The organism is Virgibacillus kekensis, from assembly GCF_042654125.1.
Lineage (GTDB): Bacteria > Bacillota > Bacilli > Bacillales > Amphibacillaceae > Lentibacillus > Lentibacillus kekensis.
Window position 1 is genome coordinate 173,391 of record NZ_JBHSFU010000007.1, and the last position, 21,106, is coordinate 194,496.

Sequence of the window (21,106 nt, forward strand, 5' to 3'; positions counted from 1 at the left end):
TTTACTAAAAAAGGGGAAAAGCATAGAAAACGGCGATTAAATGCAGATGGAGGGAAATCCATTGCCCGGAAGAAAATCACAGAATGAAAGAGAAAAATATGAACAGACAATTGAAAAGTTTATACAGGTAATTGCTAAGAACATGAACCTGTACGGTATCACTCCTTCTGTAGGGAGATTGTATGGTGTCCTGTACTTTTCAGAAAATTCGATGACGTTGGATGAGATGCGAGACGCACTGGAAATGAGCAAAACTAGTATGTCTACAGGGGTCCGAGCACTGGCAGATATGAAAATGGTCGAATCCACTTTCAAACGTGGAGTACGAAAAGACCTATACCAGTCGGAAGAGGATTGGTATAAGTCATTCACGTCTTTGTTCGGCAACCGGTGGCGTCAGCATACCGAAACAAATATCGAAGAGGCTGACGAAGCTATTGCCGAACTGGAAGAAGTCGCAAAAGAGACCGCTGATGAAGAACTGAAAGAAAAGATTGTTCATGACATTGAACGTCTGGAGTACGCACGGAACTATTATGACTGGCTAATGGAATTTATACAGGTTATTGAGTCTGGGGAGATTTTTGAGTATATACCAAAAAATATTAAATAACTACTTAGGGACCGGCAGATTACCATTTTTTTCTGTTGGTCTTTTTGGCATCTCAGGGGGAGGATTACCATGAAAAGAGGAATAAAGCATTATAGTATCGGAGAGGCATTTGATGATTTTATATTGATAAAAGAGGCTAATAGAGGGGTTGCAAGTAACGGGAAACCGTTTTTGACACTGATATTGCGTGATACCACTGGAGAAATTGAAGCTAAGCTCTGGGATATTACCAAAGAGGATGAAGATGTATTTACCCCCGAACAAATAGTACGTCTATCAGGGGAGGTTAACCAGTTCCGCGGAAAACCTCAACTAAAAATTATGTCAATCCGACCGGCTCAGACAACAGATGGTGTCCAGGTGGACGACTTTGTAGAAAAAGCTCCTGTGGCCAAAGAGATGCTGATGGAAAAGCTTACAGAATCTATATTTGAAATGAAGAATCCCAAATTGCAGCGTATCACCAGGGCATTTATTAAGAAGTATCAGGAAGCACTTCTGACCTATCCTGCAGCTGCTAAAAATCATCATGAATATGTATCAGGACTTGCACACCACATCGTTAGTATGCTGGCATTGGCAAAAGAACTGCACCGACTATATCCTGAAGTAAACAAAGATTTACTTTACGCAGGAATTATCCTGCACGATCTTGGTAAATTGAAAGAACTGTCCGGGGTTGTCACCACTTCTTATACACTGGAAGGGAAACTTTTGGGCCACATACCGATGATGGTAGGAGAAATAGGCAAGATGGCTGACGAACTGCAGATAGAAGGGGAAGAGGTTATGATCCTGCAGCATCTTGTTTTGAGTCATCACGGCAAAGCAGAGTGGGGCAGTCCAAAACCTCCGCTGGTCAGGGAGGCTGAGCTTCTGCATTTAATTGATCTGATTGATGCGAAAATGAATATGCTGAATAGATCATTGGAAAACGTAAAACCGGGTGAATTCACGGAACGGCTGTTTGCAATGGATAACCGGGCCTTTTACAAACCATTATTTGAAGAGAACTGAACTTAATGGTCATGAATTTCCCATTTTGTTCATATATATCTAATAGATTGATGGACAAGGGGGGGCAGGCTATGATTGCTGGAGTACCTTGGTGGGTCTTCATGATGATTATCTTTATTTTCATTAGTGGTTATATGGCATTCAGGGCTATGCGAGCGGAGCGCCAGCTCGAACAGCAATTTATCGAAAGGGAAGGCAGAGTCTATATGGATCGCCTGGAAGAGGAACGTAGAAAGAAAGAGAGACAGGAACAACATGTTTCTCAATAAGTAAAGCGGCTAAACCAATCTAGATGGTTTAGCCGCTTTTAATGTTCAGGTACTTATTATCCTTGTGCCTTAGCTTGTTCTTGTTTGAAGATATCTTCAAGCCCTTCAACTTTTACATCAATTTCAGCATCTTTAAGAAGCTTATTAACTTTCTCACGTGCTTTTTGAACGTCCATTCGCTGATTTATAAGAGTCCGGCGAATTTCATCTTTCATTTCTTTAAATGAGCCAATATCTTCTTTCTTCTCACGCTTGTCCGTCACTTTGATGATGTGGTAACCATGCTGTGTTTTTACAGGTTCACTGATTTTGCCAGGCTCTAAACTGTATGCGGCGTCTTCAAAAGCAGGAACCATATCTCCAGCAGAGAACCATCCAAGTTTACCGCCATCTTCGGCGTTTGATTTATCCATGGAATACTCTTTTGCTAGCTTAGCAAAGTCTCCACCATTCTCAAGCTTTTGTTTGACTTCCTTAGCCGTTTTCTCGTCTTGAACAAGAATATGCTGTGCTTGTACTTCGGTCTTCATTTGTTCATATTGTTGCTTAAGGTCTTCCTCAGAGATATCCATATCCTCGGATACAGCTGCTTCCTGAAGCAAGCTGACACGGAGCATTTCACGGAATTCCTGTTCATTCTTGAATCCTTGCTGCTGAAGTACAGAGTCGAATTGATCTCCAAGTTGGTCTTTTACATTCTTAACTTCTTTATCTATTTGTTCCTCAGAAACTTCATATTTATCGGCAAGAACTTCCACTGTAACAAGTTCTTTTAGCACGGCCTCACCGTGACGCTCTTTCAGCTCTTGATAAAATTCTTCTTTTGTAACATTGCCTGCGTTCGTTTCGGCGACTACTTTGGAATTGTCACCTTCGTCCGAATTACATGCAGTCAAGCCCAGTACACTCGCGGACAGTACTGCAGCCATTGCAACTTTTTTCATGTGTGAACACTCCTAATCATTTTTCCTTGATAGTTTGTACTATTTCATTAATATAACATACATTTCCAGTAAAGAAATAGGTAAAACTGTAGAAATTATGTGGAAATAACGTTCAGGACTCGTACATAGGAAGATACCAGCAGAACAAGAATCATAATATTAATTACCCGGAAAACAGTGGATTGTTTTCTTTCTTTCATCTCCATTTTAACGCAAAATTGATGGGTTAGGGAATTAAAAATTAATAATACAAATAGGGCATAAACAGGAAAAAGAACACTCATGTTAAAAACCTCCTAAACAGACGTACATCCTAGTCATATCTATTACTGTACCAAAAGTTATATGCACTGAACAGTGTAAATTGGTCAGTTAGTCAAAAAATAAAGATCTGACTGGTTAAAGTCAGATCCTTCATTAATTTTGCGATTTGATTAAAATAGCGATTTCGTCATTGGTGCTTTCCACAAAGCATTTTCGTGGTGCCTTAGAAACATTGAATACGTAAAGAAAATCCGTAAATGATACAGCTATATGGACTGCAGTAAATAGTAGGAAATACACATAATAATCAACAAACATATAGGTTGCCATAAGGCCTGGTATTGTAATCAGTATGGTTGGTGCAAACGCAACTAGCAGTGATATTTTTTTTGATAACGGTTTTTTTGTATAATAGTTCATAACAGGAAAAACTATATTTTTCCGTTTATATACTAATTTAGCTCTCTTATTCATCATGATTAATGGTAAAATATGCATAAACGAATGGACAGTAGGCAGAAAGAGCAGTGCAAGCAGCAACGGTAAAACGCCGGTTTCACTGACACTTATAGACCCGTGCACAATGGTAAACGGCACATTTAATAGAATAAAAGACACTAGGCCAGTCAAAAATGACAGAAGATACAACCTGTTCAGGCCGAATTCTTTGTTGAGATTAATAGTTTTCCAGCAGTTCATTTTTGACCCCTCCTGTTCCTGATTCGTGATTATTTATCTTCTTCAAGTACAAAAGCATGATAGTACGTTTCCATGTAAAAATCAATAGGTTTTGTGAAAAAAAATATTCTTTTTGAAATGCACCTGTAATGACTGTTATATCAGAAAGTTCAGAGTGGGAATAAAACCGTTGGGGGGCCTGTATTTTGAAGCAATTTGAAGAAAGTGAAACAACAACTTTTCATATGCAGATGCTGTCCAAAATAATTGATATGGATCGGTATCCTCTAACCAAACTGGTGATAGAAAAAAATCTGTCCAAATACGAGTTTGAAGAAATGATTAGTCTGCTTGAAGGACTGCAAAAAAAGTACAAGGGGCAAAAAGAGGAAGGGTTACTTGATTTTTCAGGATTGCTTGTTCATTTTGCTGGAATGCTGAATGAGAAGCTTGAGCCCACCAGCACGATTTATGCATTAAAAAAAGAAGGGTACTATCCTTCTTTAATGAGTGAATTTCTTGAAGTTTTAACGAGGAAATAAGGAAATTATAATATCAACTTAATTATCATTTATACTTCGAAATAACCTTTCAACCTGCTGGTGAAAATCAATTATTTTCGCCAATTGCTGATTTAGAATTGTATTAGAATCTTCTTCTTGCTTATTCAGTGTACGACTGATTTCCTCAAGTGATTCTCTTTGATGACTCGTCATGTCAATCCATTTATTCACGTAATTGTTCATAAAGTTCTTGTATAACTGGTCATTTGTTTCATAAAGATCTTTTCGTTCACCTTTCTTCCACACCAGATTCACCAGGTTATAATCGGACAAACTGCGGACACTGGTACTCATCGCAGTTTTACTTCTCCCCAGCGCTTCACTCATTTCATCCAGCGTCATCGGTCGTTTTTCTATATATAAAAGAACGAATAGGCGTGCTTCAAGGGGGGTCAGCCCAAACATCTCTATTGTCTTTACGGATTCTGCAATTATTTTATCTGTTAGTTCTTCTGTTTGTGCCTTACCCATAAAATCCTCCTCAACTACTGCTAAATCAAGGTTACACTAAATTGTTTATCATTAAAAACAAGAATATGGGCAGTATAATAGCGTAAATTTAAGTAATTAGGAGCATGCTCCCACTAAACTTTATACAGAATAAACTGTACAAAAAATATATACAAAATCACTCGAATTTAATGTTTGTAATCTGTGCGTAATAAGTTATATAGTATTATAGTGAGTTATGCTGTTCGGAGCTAATAAATGTATTACTGCATACATCAGTTTCATTTAGGTAGTCTTGTGTTTGTGTGTGAATAAAATGAGAATAAAGCAGCAGGACAAATTTCCCTGTTGCCAGTAGTTAGGCAAAAAAAGAGAGAGGTGAATGATTTGCCAGTAATTGAAGTTAAAGGACTGTCGAAAGTGTTCGGCAGAAATCCAAAGCAGGCACTAAAGCTTTTGGACCAGGGTCTGTCCAAGGATGAAATTCTTAAAAAGACAGGAAACACTGTTGGCGTTAACCGAGCATCATTCGAAGTTAACGAAGGGGAAATTTTCGTTATTATGGGGCTATCAGGAAGTGGAAAGTCCACCCTGGTCCGCCTGATCAACCGGTTGATCGAACCAACGGAAGGAAGCATTTTAATCGATGGAGAAGACTTGTCCAAAATGGATAAGAAATCCCTTCGCAAGGTTCGTCGGGAAAAATTGAGTATGGTTTTTCAGCGGTTTGCGCTGTTCCCATATAAAACTGTCCTTGAAAATGCTGAATTTGGGCTGGAAATCCAGAATGTACCGAAGGAAGAAAGAAAGAAGCGGGCGCAAGAAGCTCTTGAAATGGTTGGACTTGGTGGGTATATACATCAGAAGCCGGGTCAGCTCTCAGGTGGGATGCAGCAGCGTGTTGGATTGGCACGGGCGCTTGCCAACGATCCTGAAGTTCTTTTAATGGACGAAGCTTTTTCTGCACTTGATCCGCTTATCCGTAAAGAAATGCAGGATGAACTGATTGATTTGCAGGACAGCATGAAGAAAACAATTCTATTTATCACACATGACCTTGATGAAGCACTACGATTAGGCGACCGTATTGCATTAATGAAAGATGGTTCCATTGTTCAGATTGGTACACCGGAAGAAATACTGGTTAACCCGGCAAATGATTATGTTGAGAAGTTCGTTGAAGATGTTGACCGTTCCAAAGTATTGACTGCTCAGCACATCATGAAACGGCCGGAGACAGTGAACATCGATAAACATGGTCCGCGTGTAGCGCTGGAACGGATGCGTGAGGAAGGACTATCCAGCATTCTTGTCGTTGACGGTAAACGTAACCTAAAAGGATATGTAACGGCTGATGATGCTTCTGAAGCCAGGAAGAAAGACATCCGGAATATAAAAGAAATACTTCGGACAGATATTCAGAGAGTGAATAAAGAAACTTCCATGAATGAAATATTTAATGTAATCCATGACTCACCGATACCGGTAGCTGTTGTTGAAAACGAACGACTGCTGGGCATTGTTGTGCGCGGTGCAGTTATTGCCGGGCTGGCCGGAGATGGCGAGGTGAATTTAAACGATGAGTAATACAGTACTTGATTTTGTACCACAAATACCAATCGCAGATTATACAGCGAGATTTACCGATTGGCTGACAGACGCATTCGCATTTATTTTCGAACCGATTAAAGAGTATTTTGGAGAATTCATGGAGTGGACCTCCGAAATGCTGATTCAGGTTCCACCAATAATTATCATTGCAATTGTTGCTATTCTTGCTTTTTTCATAGCAGGAAAAAGATTTGGACTGGCAGCATTCAGTGCAGTAGGATTATGGCTGGTTTTTAACCAGGGATTATGGGAGCATCTGATCAATACATTTACACTTGTTCTTATATCCAGTGTGCTATCTGTGATTATTGGTGTTCCAGTTGGAATTCTGATGTCAAAGAGTAATGTAGCTGAAGCGATTATAACGCCAGTCCTTGACTTTATGCAGACAATGCCGGCGTTCGTTTATCTTATCCCAGCCGTCGCATTCTTTGGAATCGGGATGGTGCCAGGTATCTTCGCATCACTTATTTTTGCGACACCTCCGACAGTCAGGTTCACAAACCTAGGTATCCGTCAGGTTTCAAAAGAACTTGTCGAAGCATCCGACGCGTTTGGAAGTACTGGGGCACAGAAATTATTTAAAGTCGAATTGCCGATGTCGAAAGCAACTATTATGGCTGGTATCAACCAGACAGTTATGCTTGCCCTGTCAATGGTGGTTATCGCGTCCATGATCGGTGCTCCTGGTCTCGGACGAGAAGTATTATCCGCACTGCAGCGGGCAGAAGTTGGTACAGGTTTTGTTGCCGGTATAGGTATTGTAATCCTGGCAATCATAATTGACCGATTTACCCAGAATGTTAATTCAAAGAAAGACTAATTCAGTTGGCATCTTTTCTATAAGAAAAGTTTTCCATATACATTATTTTTTAAAAAGGGGAGTTTATAGTTATGTTTAAATTTAGCTGGAAACGTCTTGGCATTGCTGCCGGACTTTCATTATCTTTAGTAGCAGCCGGCTGTGGTGCAGATGAGGGTTCAGAAGGTGGCGACACAGGTAATAACTCTGAGGAAGCGTCAAAAGAAATTGAACTTTCTTATGTTGAATGGGCTACCGAAGTCGCTTCAACAAATGTTGTTGCTACTGTTTTAGAAAATCAGGGATTTGAAGTGGAAGTTACACCACTTGATAACGCAGTAATGTGGCAATCAGTAGCAACCGGTGAGACAGATGGCATGGTTGCAGCATGGTTACCAGGAACACACGGTGATCTTTATGCTGAACATAAGGATCAATTAGAAGATTTAGGCACAAACTTGGAAGGCGCTAAAATTGGCATGGTTGTTCCTAAATATATGGACGTAAATTCAATTGAAGATCTGGATGCTCAAGCTGATCAAACGATTACTGGTATTGAAGCAGGTGCAGGGGTTGTAAAGGCAACTGAAAAAGCAGTTGAACAATATCCTAACCTGGATGGCTGGACAGTTCAGACTTCTTCCAGTGGTGCAATGGCAACTGCTTTAGGCGAAGCCATTGAAAATGAAGAGCCAATTATTGTTACCGGCTGGTCTCCACACTGGAAATTCCAGAAATATGATCTGAAATATTTAGAAGACCCTAAAGGTGTCTATGGTGAAGCTGAGGAAATCAAGACAATGGTTCGTTCTGATCTAAAAGAAGATATGCCAAATGCATACAAAATTCTTGATCAGTTCCAGTGGAGCAGTGCAGATATTGAAGCTGTAATGTTAGCTATCGAAAATGGTGCATCACCTGAAGATGCAGCAGCAACTTGGGTTGAAGAAAACCAGGATAAAGTATCTGAATGGACTAAAGGCGTAGAATAAAAAAAAAGGGCTGATACATTTGATGTGTCAGCCCTTTATTTAAAGGGATTTTATTGAATTTTACATAATCCTCACTTAAGGTCGTTAATCATATTAAGTCTTAAAGGAGAGGTTTAAATAATGAGACAAAGATTTTGGAATAGGTTGACTGTAATAGTTGGTCTTTCAATATTATTAATCGCTGCCGGATGTGGTTCAGGAGATGAATCGGATGAGCAGGGAAATGCAGGTTCGGATAATGGTGAAACAAACTATAGTGAAGCAGTGGATTATACAATAACAGGAATTGAGCCTGGTGCTGGTATTTCTGTAACAACTGAAAAGGCAATTGAAGCATATGATTCCCTTTATGGATGGGAAGTAACTCTTTCCTCCACTGCTGCAATGGCGTCCGAATTGGATAAAGCTATTGAAGATAAGGAACCCATTATCATCACGGGTTGGAACCCGCATTGGACCTTTGCAAAGTATCCGGACATGAAATATCTTGATGACCCTAAAGGAATTTATGGAGATGTGGAAGTTATCAAGACGATAGCACGTAAAGGTCTAAAAGAAGATAAGCCAAATGCCTACAAGCTAATTGACCAGTTCAAATGGGAAGTTGAGGACATGGAAAGTATTATGTATGAATCCAAAGAGACTGGTGATGATATTGAAACTGTAGCTAAGCGTTGGGTAGAAGATAACCAGGATAAAGTTAGCGAATGGACTAAGGGTGTTGAAGGAGTAGACGGCGTGGCATTTGAACTTGTATCAACCCCATGGGATTCTGAACGTTCTTCCGCATTTGTAATGAAAACGGTTATGGAAAACTTGGGTTATGATGTGAAGGTTACTCCTGTACAAGTTTCCGTTATGTTTGAATCTGTTGCGACTGGGAGTGGAGATGCATCCCTAGCACCATGGATGCCATTGACACACAAAGATTTTTATGAAGAGTATAAAGGTCAGTTCGAGGACCTTGGGCCAAACTTAGAGGGAGCGAAAATCGGCTTGGTAGTGCCAAGCTATATGGATATTGATTCTATTGAAGACTTAAAACCGGCAAAATAGAAAAAACAGGCTATCCAATGTGGTAGCCTGTTTTTCTCTATTCTTTTTTCAGTTTATCTTCCAGATCGCGTAAACTTGATTCGATCTGTTCTAAGTATTCATGGATATTTTCCTGATGCGGTTCGACTGTTTGTTTCCACTCCTCCACGGAGCTTTTCATTTCTTCGGTTAGCTCCTTAATTAGAGCGGCACCTTCTCTTGATGTTTCGGTGATTTGCTTTTTCAGTCGTAAGCCGTCCACCTTAATGTTTTCAAGCATTTCTCTCCATTCAAGGCTCTGTTCTTTGGCGCGGTTGCGGAAATCCTGACCGGAATTAGGTGTGCTGAGTAATGTAGCAGCAGCGCTAACTGCACCTCCAACCATAAAGCCCAGTAATAAAGATTTGCCATTTGCCATAACAAATACGCTCCTTTCACTCTTATTATATCTTTTCCTTTTTCTATACGACTATGAAACCTGTTTCTAAAATTATTTGTATGTTGTAGGGAAAGAGCATGTGTGTATTGACTGTCTTATTTTTACATATGTTCAAAAAAACCCCCTGACAGAAAAGTTGCCAGAGGATTGATGTATCATTTGAATAAGTGCATTACGATATTGTCAGTGGCTGGGATCGTTTAATAATCTTTTGTACAATCGGGTAAACAACTGCCATTAGAACAGTGTTTATAGCTGCAGTAGGCAATACAACTGTCAGGAATAACACTGGAAATGCGCCCTCCATCAGTCCGACAATATAAAGGGCTGATCCCAAAAATACTGTTCCGCTGATCATGGTGCCGATTGCAGTTAGGGCAGGAGCACTAACGTTAAGGCTGATCCGGTCTTTAATCAGAACAAACAGACCGAAAAAAAGCAATGCCGTAATTGGTTTATCAATCATATTCGCAATCTGTCCACCAGGTGCCATTGTTGTCAATGCGGAGATAACACCGGTAACGATCGCCACCAGGACAACATACTTCATTCTAGGAAAAAGCATAATCCCCAAGAACATCATCGTCAGCATCATATCAGGCTTAACTCCGTACACGATTCCCGGCACGATTGCATGCAGTACTGCACCGATTCCCACCAGCAACGATAAAATGATCAAAACTCTAGTATTCAATTAAATCTCTCCTCTGCTCAGCTAAACTTGATGACCAGAATTCCCAGGTCATCCTCTTTAACTAAATTAATTTTTAAGTCTCCCAACTGTGCACTCATTGCCAGGTGCGGAAACTTACACATATTATACCAAAAGTACCGTAAAATAAAAAGAAGTAATTTTCAGATACTATCCTAGGGAAATTAAACTTCCTGATTTATTTCTTTCGCGATTTTTTGCAGGTCTTCTTGTGAATAATCGTCCGTATGGATTTGCCAGTTGGATGAATAGCCATCGCCTTGGCCATAACGCGGAATGATGTGAATATGTAAGTGGAATACGGACTGATCTGCTGGTTCCTCGTTGTTGTTTAAAAGGTTCATTCCGATTGGCTTGTATACTTTTTTAATGGCATTTGCAATCTTAGGAACCCGTTCAAAAAGTCCGCTTGCAACTTCTGGTGGTGTTTCGTAAATATTTTTCGTATGCTTTTTTGGAATTACCAGGGTATGTCCTTTCGTTACCTGGCTGATATCCAGAAATGCATACACATGCTCGTCTTCGTAAACTTTTGCGGAAGGAATCTCTCCGTCAATGATCTTGCAGAAAATACAATCTTCGTGCGCCATCAAAATCACTCCTCACGTGTTTTCATTTATTGTATATAGGAACCGGGCACAATGTAAAGATATACACCTTTTAGGTGGGGGTATCAAAAATATAATCGGCAAAAAAATAAACAGGACAGGCCCGCTATGGACCTGCCTGCCTTAAGAAGTAGGGGGATGACAAAGAATCTAACGTTGGGGACTTTTGTAATTTACGTTTGAGCGGTACCTTGCTTCAACTTTTGATTACAAAAAACCTTTTTGTCAGCATCCCAACGAGTGGGACAGCCTGGCAAAAGGGTTTATATCATTAGATTGGCAATCACAGAATTATCGTTCACCAACACCTCATTTGTGTGAAAAACGAAATTTTATGAGTCATCCCCGCGACTTCATTTATAGTGTAAACAGGGTTAATAATTTTATACAGCAATTTTGATGTCGAATAGTGAAGAAGAGTTTATTTTGGCATGTTCATTTAAAAGTGGTAAAATTTTAACTAAGTGAAAATTAGGAGGAACGCTTGTGGAACCTATGCTTCATATAGAAAATTTACACGGGGGATATACACATAAAAACGTCCTGCACGGCATCTCGTTTGATGTGTTTCCAGGTGAGATTATTGGCCTTATTGGCCTGAACGGTGCGGGGAAAAGTACGACAATCAAACATGTGATTGGCCTGATGCAGCCAAAAAAAGGAACGGTAACCGTGAATGGTAAAACCTTTCAGGAGGACCGAAAAACCTATCGTAATCAAATGGCCTACATACCGGAAATGCCTATACTTTATGACGAACTGACTTTGTATGAGCACCTTCGGCTGACAGCTATGGCATATGATATTCCTGAAGATGTTTTTGAAAGAAGGTTACCACCACTGTTAGAAGAATTCCGAATGGAAAAACGCCTCAAATGGTTCCCGACGCATTTTTCCAAGGGAATGCGACAAAAAGTAATGATTATGTGTGCGTTTCTTATTGAACCACCACTTTACATTGTCGATGAGCCGTTTGTCGGTCTTGATCCACTGGGGATAAAATCGTATTTACAGTTGATGGATAACATGAAAGCAGATGGTTCGGCTGTATTAATGTCCACGCACATTTTGGCAACTGCAGAACGCTACTGTGATCGGTTTGTTATTTTGCACGAAGGAGAAATCCGGGCATATGGAACACTGGATGAGCTGCGGAAGGACTTTGATATGCCTTCTGCCACACTGGATGATTTGTACGTGGAATTAACAAAGGAAGATAGCCATGTTTAATGCACATGATTTCTTTATGAAGCGGTTTGCTGCTCATTTAAAAGAGACAAGCCGTTATTTGCGTTATATTTTTAATGGCCATATTGCTTTTGCAATGCTGTTCTTTGTTTCAGCGTCTGCATATTATTACCAGCAATGGCTGGCGGATTTACCGGAAACCTTTCCGACTGCAGTGATTGTTGGGGGGGTATTTGGCCTCCTGGTAAGTTACAGCCCTGTTCGAACTTTACTGAAGGAGCCTGATCTTGTTTTCCTAATTGCTGCCGAAAATAGAATGGGACCTTATTTCCGCGATTCCCTTGTATACAGTTTTGTTATTCAACTGTATCTTCTGCTTCTTGCAGGCGCAATTTTCGGCCCCCTTTATTTTGCTTCCTATCCGGAGCGGGGAACGGACATATATTTACTCACACTGTTCGTGCTTCTCGTTTTTAAATGCTGGAACTTGCTCGCAAACTGGTGGATGCTCAAAATCCAGGAGCCAGGACTACGCCGAATTGATTTATGGGTTCGAACGCTTTTAAACATAGAAGTTTTCTATTTCATTGTCCGTGGTGAAATGCTAATTGCGGGTATCACAACATTGCTCTTTATTTTTGTTTTCTTGTACGATTTGAGTGTGTCACGGAAACAGGCCGGAATTGCCTGGGAACTGCTGGTTGAAAAAGACCGTAACCGAATGCAGGCGTTTTACAGGATTGCCAACATGTTTACCGATGTGCCGCATTTGAAGAACCGGATAAAGAGCAGGCATTGGATTGTTTCTTTAGTTAACAAGGTTCCTTTTAAAAATAAATATACGTATGATTATCTTTACCGGATTACGTTTATCCGTAGTGGTGACTATTTAGGGATGTATATTCGCCTTATACTAATTGGTGGGCTGTTCGTTTTTTATGTGCCTACCGTTCTGATGAAGGTTATTTTTGCTCTGTTGTTTCTGTATATGAGCCTGTTCCAGATGATGACCTTGTATCAGCATCATCGAACGATTATGTGGCTGGATTTGTATCCCGTCGATTTGGATGAACGAAAGCGGTCACTGATTAAACTGATGTACCAGCTGGCATTTATCCACGTAATTGTTTTTGCGTTATTTTTCCTTGTGCTGGGCCAATTGATGGGAATACTCGCAATTCTGGCAGGTGGGACACTGTTTAACCTATTATTTATCAATGGTTATGTGAAAAAGAAAATCGCTTGATATGCTGCAATACATACGTTTTAAAGGTTAGACGTGTGTATTATTTTTGGGAGAGAGGATGCAATGGACGCAACATTTAAACGAAAGAACACTGTATTCAATTATCGGGTGGCTGCAGTAATGGTGGAGAATAACCATGTGCTTATTCATCGACAGGCTAAAGACGGGCATTGGGCATTACCTGGCGGAAGAGTAAAAGTAATGGAGGACTCCGCGTCCACTGTGGTCCGTGAGGTGAAAGAAGAACTTGGATTTGATGTAGAAGTGAATAGACTGTTTTGGATGACAGAGAACTTCTTTACGTACACGGATAGGGAGTTTCATGAGATAGGCTTATATTATGGTGTTTCAGGTATTGATGGATCGCTTAGATTCCGTGAAGGCCCGTTTTACGGAGAAGAGGGGGAGCGTCTGATTTATCAGTGGGTGCCGCTTGATGAGCTTGAAGATATTGTGCTGTACCCTGAGTTCCTTAAGACATCACTGAAAGAGACCCCTGCTTCTCCGGAACATCTTATTGTGGGGAAATAAGCCATATAACATAGCAGAAGAAATGAGGCTGGGTCCAAACTAAAATTTTGCTCTCCAGAGACGAACGAATTAGGATGGAGAGCTTACAATATTATCCTTTTTAAATGGAGTTTATTTCAAAGTTGATAGAAACTACGAAGTAGTGAAGACTTCTAAGATAGAGTGCTGAAAACACTGCTACGGAAATACACTACGCTTTCCACGGGCGGCTGTTGAGCCTCCGTTGAGCTAACGGTCTCCGGGGTCTCATCGAGGCCTCTGCTCCCGTAGGAGTCTCCGTATTTCCTCCGCTGATAGCGGCTTCGTATTTGCTTTTTATGCCTCTTACGATTTAGGGAAGCTATACAAGGGCACCTTGAAATAGCTCATTTTTTATCAGGAAACCTGTTATAGCGCAGGCAGAATACGAAGACTCCTGGGGGAACAGCACGAGTCCGAAGACCCCGCAGCGGCGATCTCTCCGCGAGGAGGCTGAGGCCGTGCCCCCGGCAAAGGAAACACTGTGAAAGCTTTAGCTTGAACAGATGTTGACCTTGCACCCGGAGTGGTGAAAGCGAAATGTATTTCCGGAGCGAAGCTACGAGTTACTTTGTATTTTATATCTTATACGAAGGCATGCTAAAAGAAAATGCGAACTATCTTTTCTAAAGATAGTTCGCATTTTGTGTTACTTATACATTTTTGTCCAGTCTCTTTTTTATCTTTTTTCCTGATAGTCAAAATATGCCTGAATAAGCGTTTTGGCTGCAATCGGAAGGGCGCGTTCATCGATGTCAAATTTTGGATGGTGGTGCGGATAAACACTGCCTTCCTTTGCTGCACCGGTGAAGAAATATGCGCCTGGTTTAGCCAATGTGTAGTATGCAAAGTCCTCGCCGCCCATAACAGGAACTACTTCCTGGGATGTATGGATGTCCTCAATTTTTTTACCAGCCTTAAGAATAAGCTCTGCATCGTCTGAATGATTTACCAGCGGTGGATAGCCCTTTTCATAGTTGAAGTCGTAGCTGGCATCGTTGGCGACACATACACCCTTAATGATTTTTTCCATTTCAGAAATGATTTTATCCTGCAGGTCGGCGTTCAGATAGCGGACCGTTCCGACTAGCTTGGATTTGTCAGCGATTACGTTGAATGTTGTGCCGGCTTCAAATACGCCAATAGTAAGCACTGCAGTTTCCAATGGGTCAATTCGACGGCTGACGACCTGCTGAAGCTCGGAAACCACCTGGGACCCAATCACAATCGCGTCTTTTGTTTCGTGCGGGTATGCGCCGTGGCCACCCTGCCCTTGGATCGTGATTTGAAAACGGTCAGCCCCCGCCATAAAGACGTCTTTAGAGGTTTCCAGAACACCAAGTGGGGTTGTTGCCCAAAGATGTGTGCCGAAAACTGCGTCAACATGGTCAATTGCCCCAGAATCGACAATCGGCTTCGCTCCACCGGGTGCGTATTCCTCAGCATGCTGGTGCAGGAACACAATTGTGCCTGGGAGTTCATCTTGATGTTCTTGCATCGTTTTGGCAAGTGTCAGTAGTGTAGCTGTATGTCCATCGTGTCCACACGCATGCATAACACCTTCAACTTTTGATTTATAGGGAACATCTTTCTCATCCTGGATTGGAAGAGCATCGAAGTCAGCTCTTAGTGCTACCGTTTTACCGGGCTTACCGCCTTCAAGTGTAGCGATAACCCCGTTGCCGCCGACCTTCGTCTGATATGGAATCCCCAGCTCCTCATAAAAATCAGCTATATATTGTGCAGTCTTATACTCTTTAAAAGAAACCTCCGGATATTGATGAAGGTAGCGCCTGATATCCACCATATCCTGGTAGCGCTCATCCAGTTTCTTATGAATCTCTGCTAACACTCTGGTTCCCCCTCTGGTTATTTTCCAATCATTATAACACTTTAGTGGAGAGGGGTGTAGAGATGCGATTAAATCTAAGGTGGTTGTAAGCAAATTAGGGGAGAGATTGGAAATAAGAGCCTACGAAAAAAAGCCGCCCGAGAATGGGCAGCTTTACGCCAACACATCTTATGAAATTCTAGGGTCGCTCAGTAAGCGTTCAATTTCTTCTTTATGGTGTGTTTCATCGGCAATCAAATCTTCCAGCTTAACTACAAGTTCAGTATAGCCAAGATTCTCTGCCTGTTTTTTGCGCTTTTCGTAACGTTCAATCGTGGCTGTTTCAGATTCCAGTGACGCTTCAAGTAAATCTTTCACTTCAGAAGGCTGTGGAATTTTAGCAGCTTCAGTAGTTGGCGTACCACCCAGTGCCTTCACTTTTTCTGACAAGTACATCGCATGACCAAGTTCGTCATTAATCTCAGACTCGAAAAAAGGTTTCAGTGCTGAACGGTACAGTCCTGAGACCACAGAAGCACTGTAGGTATATTGAATTGCTGCTGCGTATTCGTGAGCCAGGTCTTCGTTTAGACCATCAATTAGTTCCTGCAGTTCTTTATCCATATTGTATCCCAACCTTTCATTTATTTCTGAGCACATAAATTATATTCCCACGTCCTGTTCTTTTCAAACGCTAATTACGGTAAAATAAAGATAACAACGAGACAGGATATCGGTCTTGAGGCGGAGACAGAAACATTCTGCGGACCATTACCTTCCGAAAGTCTGCTTAGTAAAATGGTAATAAGATAAATCGGGGGGATTTTCAGATGGAAAAGGCTACAGAAGGACAGGTAATAGAGGGAAAGTTTCGCGCTTTAAATAACCGCTTTTTTATACCCTTCGCAACAAAAATGACAGATTATAGAGGCAACATTGACCACATTAAAATAGATTATAAAACAGTAGAGGACGTGAAATAAGTGGGGGGTAGTTTTGTAAGATACGTACTGGCACTTGTTCTGATTCTTGGCGGAGGAGCGCTTGTCCTCGCGAACTTGAGGCTAATCGATTTTGAGATAGGCGAGGTATGGATTTATATTTATCCGGTAATTTTCGTGATGCTTGGGCTTAAATGGATCGTTGACAAGATAAGATATAACAGGGGTAGCTGGATTTTTGGATCGTTTTTCCTGCTTTTTGGAACCCTTTTGTTGTTGGATCGGTTTAACGTACTCGACTTTGAGATTGATGATGTATATAAGCTGTGGCCCTTGCTCATCGTCTACATTGGTTTTTCCTTTTTTAGCGGCACTTCGCCGAAACGTAAGCACCGGACGAAGGATAAATGGAAGGGGAAAAAGCCCCATAAATACTACAGCGGCGGCTTCACTGTTGGTAGTCACGAGTACAACCAGCCTAACTGGAAGGTTGAGCCTATGAACCTAAGAAGTTTGGCCGGTGACTTTTATATAGACTTTTCTAAAGCTTTTATCCCGGAAGAGGAGATTCCGATCGACGTTCATTCACTTGCAGGAGATGTCCATATACTTATCCCGGAAAATATTCCTTTCCAGGTGGATGCAACTGTAAAAGCAGGTGAGATTGACGTTGTCGGACAGAAATCGGAAGGAATCTCACGTCATCTGTCTTATGTAACGGATGATTATGAAACCGCGGTACGAAAACTGGATATCACAGTCGAATTGAAAGCTGGTTCCATCCGTGTAGTTAAAGTGTAAGGGGGATTCCGGATGATGAAAAAGTTGAGCAGTATTCGTTATATGTTTATCAGATCGCACCTTTATGCGTTGTTTTTGACGGCGATCACGCTGTTGTCCATCCTTCTGTCGATTTATGTGTTGTTCGCGCCACAGTGGTTGACAGCGCTTGGAATTTTTATTTTTATTCTGCTTTATATTGTTATTGCGATTGTTATTTCTGTTTATGCAGGTTTCAAATCGAGTGGTGAATTTAAGGAGCGGCTCGATTATCTGTCGGTTTTGATTACGCAGTTTTCAAATGGTAACTATAATTCTCGAATTTATTCGAAAGAAGAAGATGAGATTGCAAGGATTAGTAATGAAATGAATGAACTGGGAAAAAAACTTCAGGACCAGGTGAAGTCGTTGCAGCGGATGGCCGACGAAAAATCAGACTTGGCAAAGGACGCACATAAAGCGGCAGCGATAGAGGAGCGGCAACGGCTGGCGCGCGACTTGCATGATGCTGTCAGCCAGCAGTTGTTCGCGATTACGATGATGTCGGAAGCCGCGCTTAAGCAGTTTGACCGTGACACAAGCATTGCAAAGGACCAGTTGAAGGATGTTGCGGAAACTGCATTAAAGGCACAGACCGAGATGCGAGCGTTGCTGTTGCATCTACGGCCGATCCACCTGTCAGGTGAGCCGCTGCCAGTCGGTGTCAGAAAGCTGGTAGATGAGCTGCAGCAGAAAACCGCGCTTGATTTTACGTTAAACATTGACGAAGACATGCATGTAAGCGATACAACCGAGGAACATGTTTTCCGGATTATTCAGGAAGCAATGTCCAACACATTAAGGCACGCGAATGCGACAGGTCTAAAGCTGGAAATGTTCACTCGAAGTAAGGAACTTTTTTTACATATAAGTGATAATGGCAGCGGGTTTAATGTTGAAGCAGACTCCAGGCGAAAGACATCATATGGATTAAAAACAATGAAAGAACGAAGTGAAGAACTTGGCGGGACATTTACGATACGTTCCATCGAGGGTGAAGGGACGTATATAGATATCCGCATTCCATGCTGACTATTAGGGGGAGATTAGATGATCCGTGTTGTAGTTGTCGATGACCATGAAATTGTACGAAAAGGCATTGTTGCCTACCTTCAGACTGAGGATGAGATTGAAGTTGTCGGGCAGGCATCAAGCGGCAACCAGGGTGCGAAGATTATTCTGGAGCACCGCCCGGACGTTGTGCTGATGGATCTGATGATGGAGAATGGGACTGGAATTGATGCAACCAAACAGGTAATGAACGAATTTCCGGAATGCAAGGTTATCATTCTTACAAGTTATTATGATGATAAACAAGTATTCCCGGCAATTGAGGCAGGGGCATTCAGTTATATACTCAAAACATCATCCGCGTCAGACATTGCACATGCGGTCAAAAAAGCTGCCCGTGGAGAAAATGTAATCGAACCGAAAGTGGCTGGGAAAATGATGTCAAGTTTTCGAACGGAGCAAAAGAAACTCCATGACCATTTAACGGAACGTGAGCTGGAAGTGCTCCTCTGTATCGGTGACGGGCTGACCAACCAGGAAATTAGCGAAAAACTATTCATCGGTATAAAGACGGTAAAAACACATGTCAGTAACATTCTCAGTAAGCTGGATGTGCACGATCGGACCCAGGCAGCAGTTTACGTTCACAAAAATGCCCTAACTGAGCAAAAAGAGTAAATATGCAGGAATAACTTTTTGATTTTTCTATGTACCGCCCTGTATAATACGAAATATATCAAAAAATGGAGGGTGGAGCACCTGTGGGGAATACGAAACCAAACGAGACATTGCTGATGCTGATATGGGCACAGGCGCTTGTTGCTATGCTGGGGAGCCTGTTTTTTTCAGAAATTATGGGTTATGAACCATGTGAACTATGCTGGTATCAGCGTATCCTGATGTATCCGTTAGTTATTATATACGGTGTGGCGGCTTTCAAGAGAGATATAAGTATTGCATTGCCAGGCCTGATTATGAGTGGAATCGGAGTTGGTGTTTCTACTTATCACTATTTAATCCAGAAACTACCCGGGTTTCATGAAGCGGGCGGTTCATGTGGATTGATACCGTGCAATACCGAATACATAAACTATTTTGGGTTTGTGACGATTCCATTTCTTGCAGGAACAGCATTTATCATAATTTTTGTACTGCATATTATTTTACTTAAGCAAAGTAGGGGGAAATAAACCATGAAAAAGAAAATGATAATTATCCTGGCATCAGTTCTTGTACTGTTTATAGCGTTGTATTTTGTGATTGATTACAAGAACCAGCAGGCAATCGGCGATAACGAAAATCCATACGGAAAAGACGATCTGCATCAAGCGACGATTGATCAACTTGACGATCCGTTATACGGAAACCAGCTTACACCGGACGAACTGGAGAAGAAGCTCGAAAATGAGGAAGATATGGTAGTTTATTTCTATAGCCCGACATGCCCGCACTGTCAGCAGACAACCCCGTACCTAGTACCACTTGCAGAGGAAATGGGTGTTGATTTGAAAAAACTTAACTTGCTTGAGTTTGAGAGTGCGTGGATGGAGTATGGAATCGAGGGCACTCCAACGGTTGTTTATTTTGAAGATGGAAAAGAAGTGGACAGGGTCAATGGATCCAAATCAGAAGATATATTCCGGGCATTCTTCAACTATTATCTGGTTGAACCGGACATCCCTGCTGATGACTCAGGGAATGAGGAATGGGAAGAACATTCAGGTGATGTGCCTGATAGCAGCGAAGGCCAATCCACAAAAGAAGATTTGGAAAATAACGAAGATCAGAAATCGAAATAACAGGTAACAAACTGGAAAACATTAAAAAAGCCAGCTGGCCTCTGAGGCATGCTGGCTTTTCTTGATGTTCCGGATGAATTCTTGATTGCTCTTCACCCAATATTGAGCGGAAATTCGCCGTTAATAAGCGATAATCACTCTTTATTAAGCGGAAATCGTTTATTTATGAGCGCTTTTATCCGATTATTGAGCTAACACCACTAGTTCATTTTAAATCTTCCGGGTTCACCATACGATACGTAGTCACGAATGGGCGGTCAGCGAAGTAAGCAGGAGGTTTTGTTCCGCCGTCTTTATGCGCTTTTGAGAACTGGTCGGAGTTTTTCCAGTTCTCAAAGTCCTTTTCGCTTGCCCATTGGGTCAGAACCACATACGTGTTGCCTTTTTTTGGCCGTAACAGCCGGAATGCCTGGAATCCTGGCATTGTGTCGACGTTCTGTTGCCTCTTCTTAAAGCGATCCTCAAAAACGGGCGCTCCGTCATCGGTAACCGGAATGTTGTTCATCACCACATAGCCCGATTGTTTCATATCACCGTTATTGATCACGAGTTCATATCCCCGACCAGATGAGAAAACACTTTTCCCGTCGCTTTCATAATAAACAAGGGTGCTGTTTTCTCCGCTCATATAATAAAAATCCACTTCCGGGTGCTCATCATCAATTTTTTTCAGAAAATCAAATGTACCGTTTGTCATATACGCATTCATACGGATACCCCTTTCG

Annotated in this window: 27 protein-coding genes; 17 read left to right on the top strand and 10 right to left on the bottom strand. The window is 41.5% G+C overall.

Annotation, left to right across the window (positions count from 1 at the left end; genetic code table 11):
* The first annotated feature begins 61 nt into the window (after window positions 1-61).
* The 3 genes from ACFO3D_RS13165 (at window position 62) to ACFO3D_RS13175 (ending at window position 1,899) form a co-directional block, all read left to right on the top strand.
* Window positions 62-613, top strand: a complete 552-nt coding sequence (locus ACFO3D_RS13165; RefSeq protein WP_390296696.1) for a GbsR/MarR family transcriptional regulator — start codon at window positions 62-64, stop codon at window positions 611-613.
* A 69-nt stretch (window positions 614-682) separates the two neighbouring features.
* Window positions 683-1,630: a 3'-5' exoribonuclease YhaM gene (yhaM, locus tag ACFO3D_RS13170; RefSeq protein ID WP_390296698.1), complete on the top strand. Its 948-nt coding sequence runs from the start codon at window positions 683-685 to the stop codon at window positions 1,628-1,630.
* 71 nt (window positions 1,631-1,701) lie between these two features.
* Window positions 1,702-1,899 carry a sporulation YhaL family protein gene (locus ACFO3D_RS13175; protein ID WP_390296700.1) on the top strand — a complete coding sequence of 66 codons (198 nt, stop codon included), beginning with the start codon at window positions 1,702-1,704 and terminating at the stop codon, window positions 1,897-1,899.
* A 56-nt stretch (window positions 1,900-1,955) separates the two neighbouring features.
* On the opposite strand, the gene ACFO3D_RS13180 is transcribed toward ACFO3D_RS13175, so the two are convergent.
* The 3 genes from ACFO3D_RS13180 to ACFO3D_RS13190 all read right to left on the bottom strand — a co-directional run bounded on the left by ACFO3D_RS13180 (window position 1,956) and on the right by ACFO3D_RS13190 (window position 3,806).
* A complete protein-coding gene (locus tag ACFO3D_RS13180) occupies window positions 1,956-2,843 on the bottom strand; it encodes a peptidylprolyl isomerase (protein WP_390296702.1) in 888 nt (295 codons plus the stop codon).
* 95 nt (window positions 2,844-2,938) lie between these two features.
* Complete coding sequence (locus ACFO3D_RS13185; protein ID WP_390296703.1) at window positions 2,939-3,127, bottom strand: hypothetical protein; 189 nt, start codon at window positions 3,125-3,127, stop codon at window positions 2,939-2,941.
* Window positions 3,128-3,260: 133 nt separating this feature from the next.
* Window positions 3,261-3,806 carry a DUF3267 domain-containing protein gene (locus tag ACFO3D_RS13190; RefSeq protein ID WP_390296705.1) on the bottom strand — a complete coding sequence of 182 codons (546 nt, stop codon included), beginning with the start codon at window positions 3,804-3,806 and terminating at the stop codon, window positions 3,261-3,263.
* Between the two features lie 185 nt (window positions 3,807-3,991).
* Here ACFO3D_RS13190 and ACFO3D_RS13195 point away from each other — a divergent pair, with 185 nt between their 5' ends.
* On the top strand, window positions 3,992-4,327 hold the full coding sequence (locus ACFO3D_RS13195) for a DUF1878 family protein (protein ID WP_390296707.1): 336 nt from the start codon (window positions 3,992-3,994) through the stop codon (window positions 4,325-4,327).
* Window positions 4,328-4,345: 18 nt separating this feature from the next.
* On the opposite strand, the gene ACFO3D_RS13200 is transcribed toward ACFO3D_RS13195, so the two are convergent.
* Window positions 4,346-4,819 carry a GbsR/MarR family transcriptional regulator gene (locus ACFO3D_RS13200; RefSeq protein ID WP_390296709.1) on the bottom strand — a complete coding sequence of 158 codons (474 nt, stop codon included), beginning with the start codon at window positions 4,817-4,819 and terminating at the stop codon, window positions 4,346-4,348.
* Window positions 4,820-5,185: 366 nt separating this feature from the next.
* On the opposite strand from ACFO3D_RS13200, the gene ACFO3D_RS13205 reads away from it, so the two are divergent.
* From ACFO3D_RS13205 to ACFO3D_RS13220, 4 genes are all read left to right on the top strand, one after another.
* Window positions 5,186-6,385 (top strand): quaternary amine ABC transporter ATP-binding protein, encoded by a 1,200-nt coding sequence (locus ACFO3D_RS13205; RefSeq protein ID WP_390296711.1) that lies wholly within the window; start codon window positions 5,186-5,188, stop codon window positions 6,383-6,385.
* The gene (locus tag ACFO3D_RS13210) at window positions 6,378-7,232 is read left to right on the top strand and encodes an ABC transporter permease (protein WP_390296714.1); all 855 of its coding nucleotides are present in this window, start codon (window positions 6,378-6,380) and stop codon (window positions 7,230-7,232) included. Before ACFO3D_RS13205 ends, ACFO3D_RS13210 begins: the two co-directional genes overlap by 8 nt.
* Before the next feature lie 71 nt (window positions 7,233-7,303).
* Window positions 7,304-8,203 carry a glycine betaine ABC transporter substrate-binding protein gene (locus ACFO3D_RS13215; protein WP_390296717.1) on the top strand — a complete coding sequence of 300 codons (900 nt, stop codon included), beginning with the start codon at window positions 7,304-7,306 and terminating at the stop codon, window positions 8,201-8,203.
* 120 nt (window positions 8,204-8,323) lie between these two features.
* Window positions 8,324-9,259 carry a glycine betaine ABC transporter substrate-binding protein gene (locus tag ACFO3D_RS13220; RefSeq protein WP_390296720.1) on the top strand — a complete coding sequence of 312 codons (936 nt, stop codon included), beginning with the start codon at window positions 8,324-8,326 and terminating at the stop codon, window positions 9,257-9,259.
* A 37-nt stretch (window positions 9,260-9,296) separates the two neighbouring features.
* On the opposite strand, the gene ACFO3D_RS13225 is transcribed toward ACFO3D_RS13220, so the two are convergent.
* The 3 genes from ACFO3D_RS13225 to ACFO3D_RS13235 form a co-directional block, all read right to left on the bottom strand.
* Window positions 9,297-9,656 (bottom strand): YtxH domain-containing protein, encoded by a 360-nt coding sequence (locus ACFO3D_RS13225; protein WP_390296723.1) that lies wholly within the window; start codon window positions 9,654-9,656, stop codon window positions 9,297-9,299.
* Between the two features lie 193 nt (window positions 9,657-9,849).
* A complete protein-coding gene (locus ACFO3D_RS13230) occupies window positions 9,850-10,371 on the bottom strand; it encodes a tryptophan transporter (RefSeq protein WP_390296726.1) in 522 nt (173 codons plus the stop codon).
* A 182-nt stretch (window positions 10,372-10,553) separates the two neighbouring features.
* Window positions 10,554-10,979 (bottom strand): HIT family protein, encoded by a 426-nt coding sequence (locus tag ACFO3D_RS13235; protein ID WP_390296729.1) that lies wholly within the window; start codon window positions 10,977-10,979, stop codon window positions 10,554-10,556.
* Window positions 10,980-11,483: 504 nt separating this feature from the next.
* Between ACFO3D_RS13235 and ACFO3D_RS13240 the strand changes: the two genes are divergently transcribed.
* The 3 genes from ACFO3D_RS13240 (at window position 11,484) to ACFO3D_RS13250 (ending at window position 13,962) form a co-directional block, all read left to right on the top strand.
* Window positions 11,484-12,227: an ABC transporter ATP-binding protein gene (locus tag ACFO3D_RS13240; protein WP_390296732.1), complete on the top strand. Its 744-nt coding sequence runs from the start codon at window positions 11,484-11,486 to the stop codon at window positions 12,225-12,227.
* Complete coding sequence (locus tag ACFO3D_RS13245; protein WP_390296735.1) at window positions 12,220-13,431, top strand: ABC transporter permease; 1,212 nt, start codon at window positions 12,220-12,222, stop codon at window positions 13,429-13,431. Before ACFO3D_RS13240 ends, ACFO3D_RS13245 begins: the two co-directional genes overlap by 8 nt.
* Before the next feature lie 63 nt (window positions 13,432-13,494).
* Entirely contained in the window at window positions 13,495-13,962 is a 468-nt protein-coding gene (locus ACFO3D_RS13250; protein ID WP_390296738.1) for an NUDIX hydrolase, read from the top strand.
* A gap of 697 nt (window positions 13,963-14,659) precedes the next feature.
* Here the strand turns inward: ACFO3D_RS13250 and ACFO3D_RS13255 are convergent.
* Together ACFO3D_RS13255 and ACFO3D_RS13260 are read right to left on the bottom strand one after the other, a co-directional pair.
* The gene (locus ACFO3D_RS13255; RefSeq protein WP_390296741.1) at window positions 14,660-15,832 is read right to left on the bottom strand and encodes a M20 family metallopeptidase; all 1,173 of its coding nucleotides are present in this window, start codon (window positions 15,830-15,832) and stop codon (window positions 14,660-14,662) included.
* A gap of 168 nt (window positions 15,833-16,000) precedes the next feature.
* Window positions 16,001-16,435, bottom strand: coding sequence for a ferritin-like domain-containing protein (locus ACFO3D_RS13260; protein ID WP_390296744.1), 435 nt, complete (start codon window positions 16,433-16,435; stop codon window positions 16,001-16,003).
* Window positions 16,436-16,641: 206 nt separating this feature from the next.
* Here ACFO3D_RS13260 and ACFO3D_RS13265 point away from each other — a divergent pair, with 206 nt between their 5' ends.
* From ACFO3D_RS13265 to ACFO3D_RS13290, 6 genes are all read left to right on the top strand, one after another.
* Window positions 16,642-16,794 carry a hypothetical protein gene (locus ACFO3D_RS13265; protein ID WP_390296747.1) on the top strand — a complete coding sequence of 51 codons (153 nt, stop codon included), beginning with the start codon at window positions 16,642-16,644 and terminating at the stop codon, window positions 16,792-16,794.
* Window positions 16,795-17,553, top strand: a complete 759-nt coding sequence (gene liaF, locus ACFO3D_RS13270; RefSeq protein WP_390296750.1) for a cell wall-active antibiotics response protein LiaF — start codon at window positions 16,795-16,797, stop codon at window positions 17,551-17,553. It abuts the gene before it with no gap.
* Between the two features lie 12 nt (window positions 17,554-17,565).
* Window positions 17,566-18,603, top strand: coding sequence for a sensor histidine kinase (locus ACFO3D_RS13275; RefSeq protein WP_390296753.1), 1,038 nt, complete (start codon window positions 17,566-17,568; stop codon window positions 18,601-18,603).
* Window positions 18,604-18,621: 18 nt separating this feature from the next.
* Window positions 18,622-19,260: a response regulator transcription factor gene (locus ACFO3D_RS13280; protein WP_390296756.1), complete on the top strand. Its 639-nt coding sequence runs from the start codon at window positions 18,622-18,624 to the stop codon at window positions 19,258-19,260.
* 83 nt (window positions 19,261-19,343) lie between these two features.
* Entirely contained in the window at window positions 19,344-19,772 is a 429-nt protein-coding gene (locus tag ACFO3D_RS13285; RefSeq protein ID WP_390296759.1) for a disulfide oxidoreductase, read from the top strand.
* Window positions 19,773-19,775: 3 nt separating this feature from the next.
* Entirely contained in the window at window positions 19,776-20,381 is a 606-nt protein-coding gene (locus tag ACFO3D_RS13290; RefSeq protein WP_390296762.1) for a thioredoxin family protein, read from the top strand.
* 205 nt (window positions 20,382-20,586) lie between these two features.
* On the opposite strand, the gene ACFO3D_RS13295 is transcribed toward ACFO3D_RS13290, so the two are convergent.
* On the bottom strand, window positions 20,587-21,090 hold the full coding sequence (locus ACFO3D_RS13295) for an antibiotic biosynthesis monooxygenase family protein (RefSeq protein ID WP_390296765.1): 504 nt from the start codon (window positions 21,088-21,090) through the stop codon (window positions 20,587-20,589).
* Between the last annotated feature and the right edge of the window lie 16 nt (window positions 21,091-21,106).

Coding starts and splice junctions, on each gene's coding strand:
- yhaM (WP_390296698.1), top strand. CDS start 683: ATGAAAAGAGGAATAAAGCATTATAGTATCGGAGAGGCATTTGATGAT.
- ACFO3D_RS13175 (WP_390296700.1), top strand. CDS start 1,702: ATGATTGCTGGAGTACCTTGGTGGGTCTTCATGATGATTATCTTTATT.
- ACFO3D_RS13180 (WP_390296702.1), bottom strand. CDS start 2,843: ATGAAAAAAGTTGCAATGGCTGCAGTACTGTCCGCGAGTGTACTGGGC.
- ACFO3D_RS13185 (WP_390296703.1), bottom strand. CDS start 3,127: ATGAGTGTTCTTTTTCCTGTTTATGCCCTATTTGTATTATTAATTTTT.
- ACFO3D_RS13190 (WP_390296705.1), bottom strand. CDS start 3,806: ATGAACTGCTGGAAAACTATTAATCTCAACAAAGAATTCGGCCTGAAC.
- ACFO3D_RS13200 (WP_390296709.1), bottom strand. CDS start 4,819: ATGGGTAAGGCACAAACAGAAGAACTAACAGATAAAATAATTGCAGAA.
- ACFO3D_RS13210 (WP_390296714.1), top strand. CDS start 6,378: ATGAGTAATACAGTACTTGATTTTGTACCACAAATACCAATCGCAGAT.
- ACFO3D_RS13215 (WP_390296717.1), top strand. CDS start 7,304: ATGTTTAAATTTAGCTGGAAACGTCTTGGCATTGCTGCCGGACTTTCA.
- ACFO3D_RS13220 (WP_390296720.1), top strand. CDS start 8,324: ATGAGACAAAGATTTTGGAATAGGTTGACTGTAATAGTTGGTCTTTCA.
- ACFO3D_RS13225 (WP_390296723.1), bottom strand. CDS start 9,656: ATGGCAAATGGCAAATCTTTATTACTGGGCTTTATGGTTGGAGGTGCA.
- ACFO3D_RS13235 (WP_390296729.1), bottom strand. CDS start 10,979: ATGGCGCACGAAGATTGTATTTTCTGCAAGATCATTGACGGAGAGATT.
- ACFO3D_RS13245 (WP_390296735.1), top strand. CDS start 12,220: ATGTTTAATGCACATGATTTCTTTATGAAGCGGTTTGCTGCTCATTTA.
- ACFO3D_RS13250 (WP_390296738.1), top strand. CDS start 13,495: ATGGACGCAACATTTAAACGAAAGAACACTGTATTCAATTATCGGGTG.
- ACFO3D_RS13260 (WP_390296744.1), bottom strand. CDS start 16,435: ATGGATAAAGAACTGCAGGAACTAATTGATGGTCTAAACGAAGACCTG.
- ACFO3D_RS13265 (WP_390296747.1), top strand. CDS start 16,642: ATGGAAAAGGCTACAGAAGGACAGGTAATAGAGGGAAAGTTTCGCGCT.
- ACFO3D_RS13275 (WP_390296753.1), top strand. CDS start 17,566: ATGATGAAAAAGTTGAGCAGTATTCGTTATATGTTTATCAGATCGCAC.
- ACFO3D_RS13280 (WP_390296756.1), top strand. CDS start 18,622: ATGATCCGTGTTGTAGTTGTCGATGACCATGAAATTGTACGAAAAGGC.
- ACFO3D_RS13290 (WP_390296762.1), top strand. CDS start 19,776: ATGAAAAAGAAAATGATAATTATCCTGGCATCAGTTCTTGTACTGTTT.
- ACFO3D_RS13295 (WP_390296765.1), bottom strand. CDS start 21,090: ATGAATGCGTATATGACAAACGGTACATTTGATTTTCTGAAAAAAATT.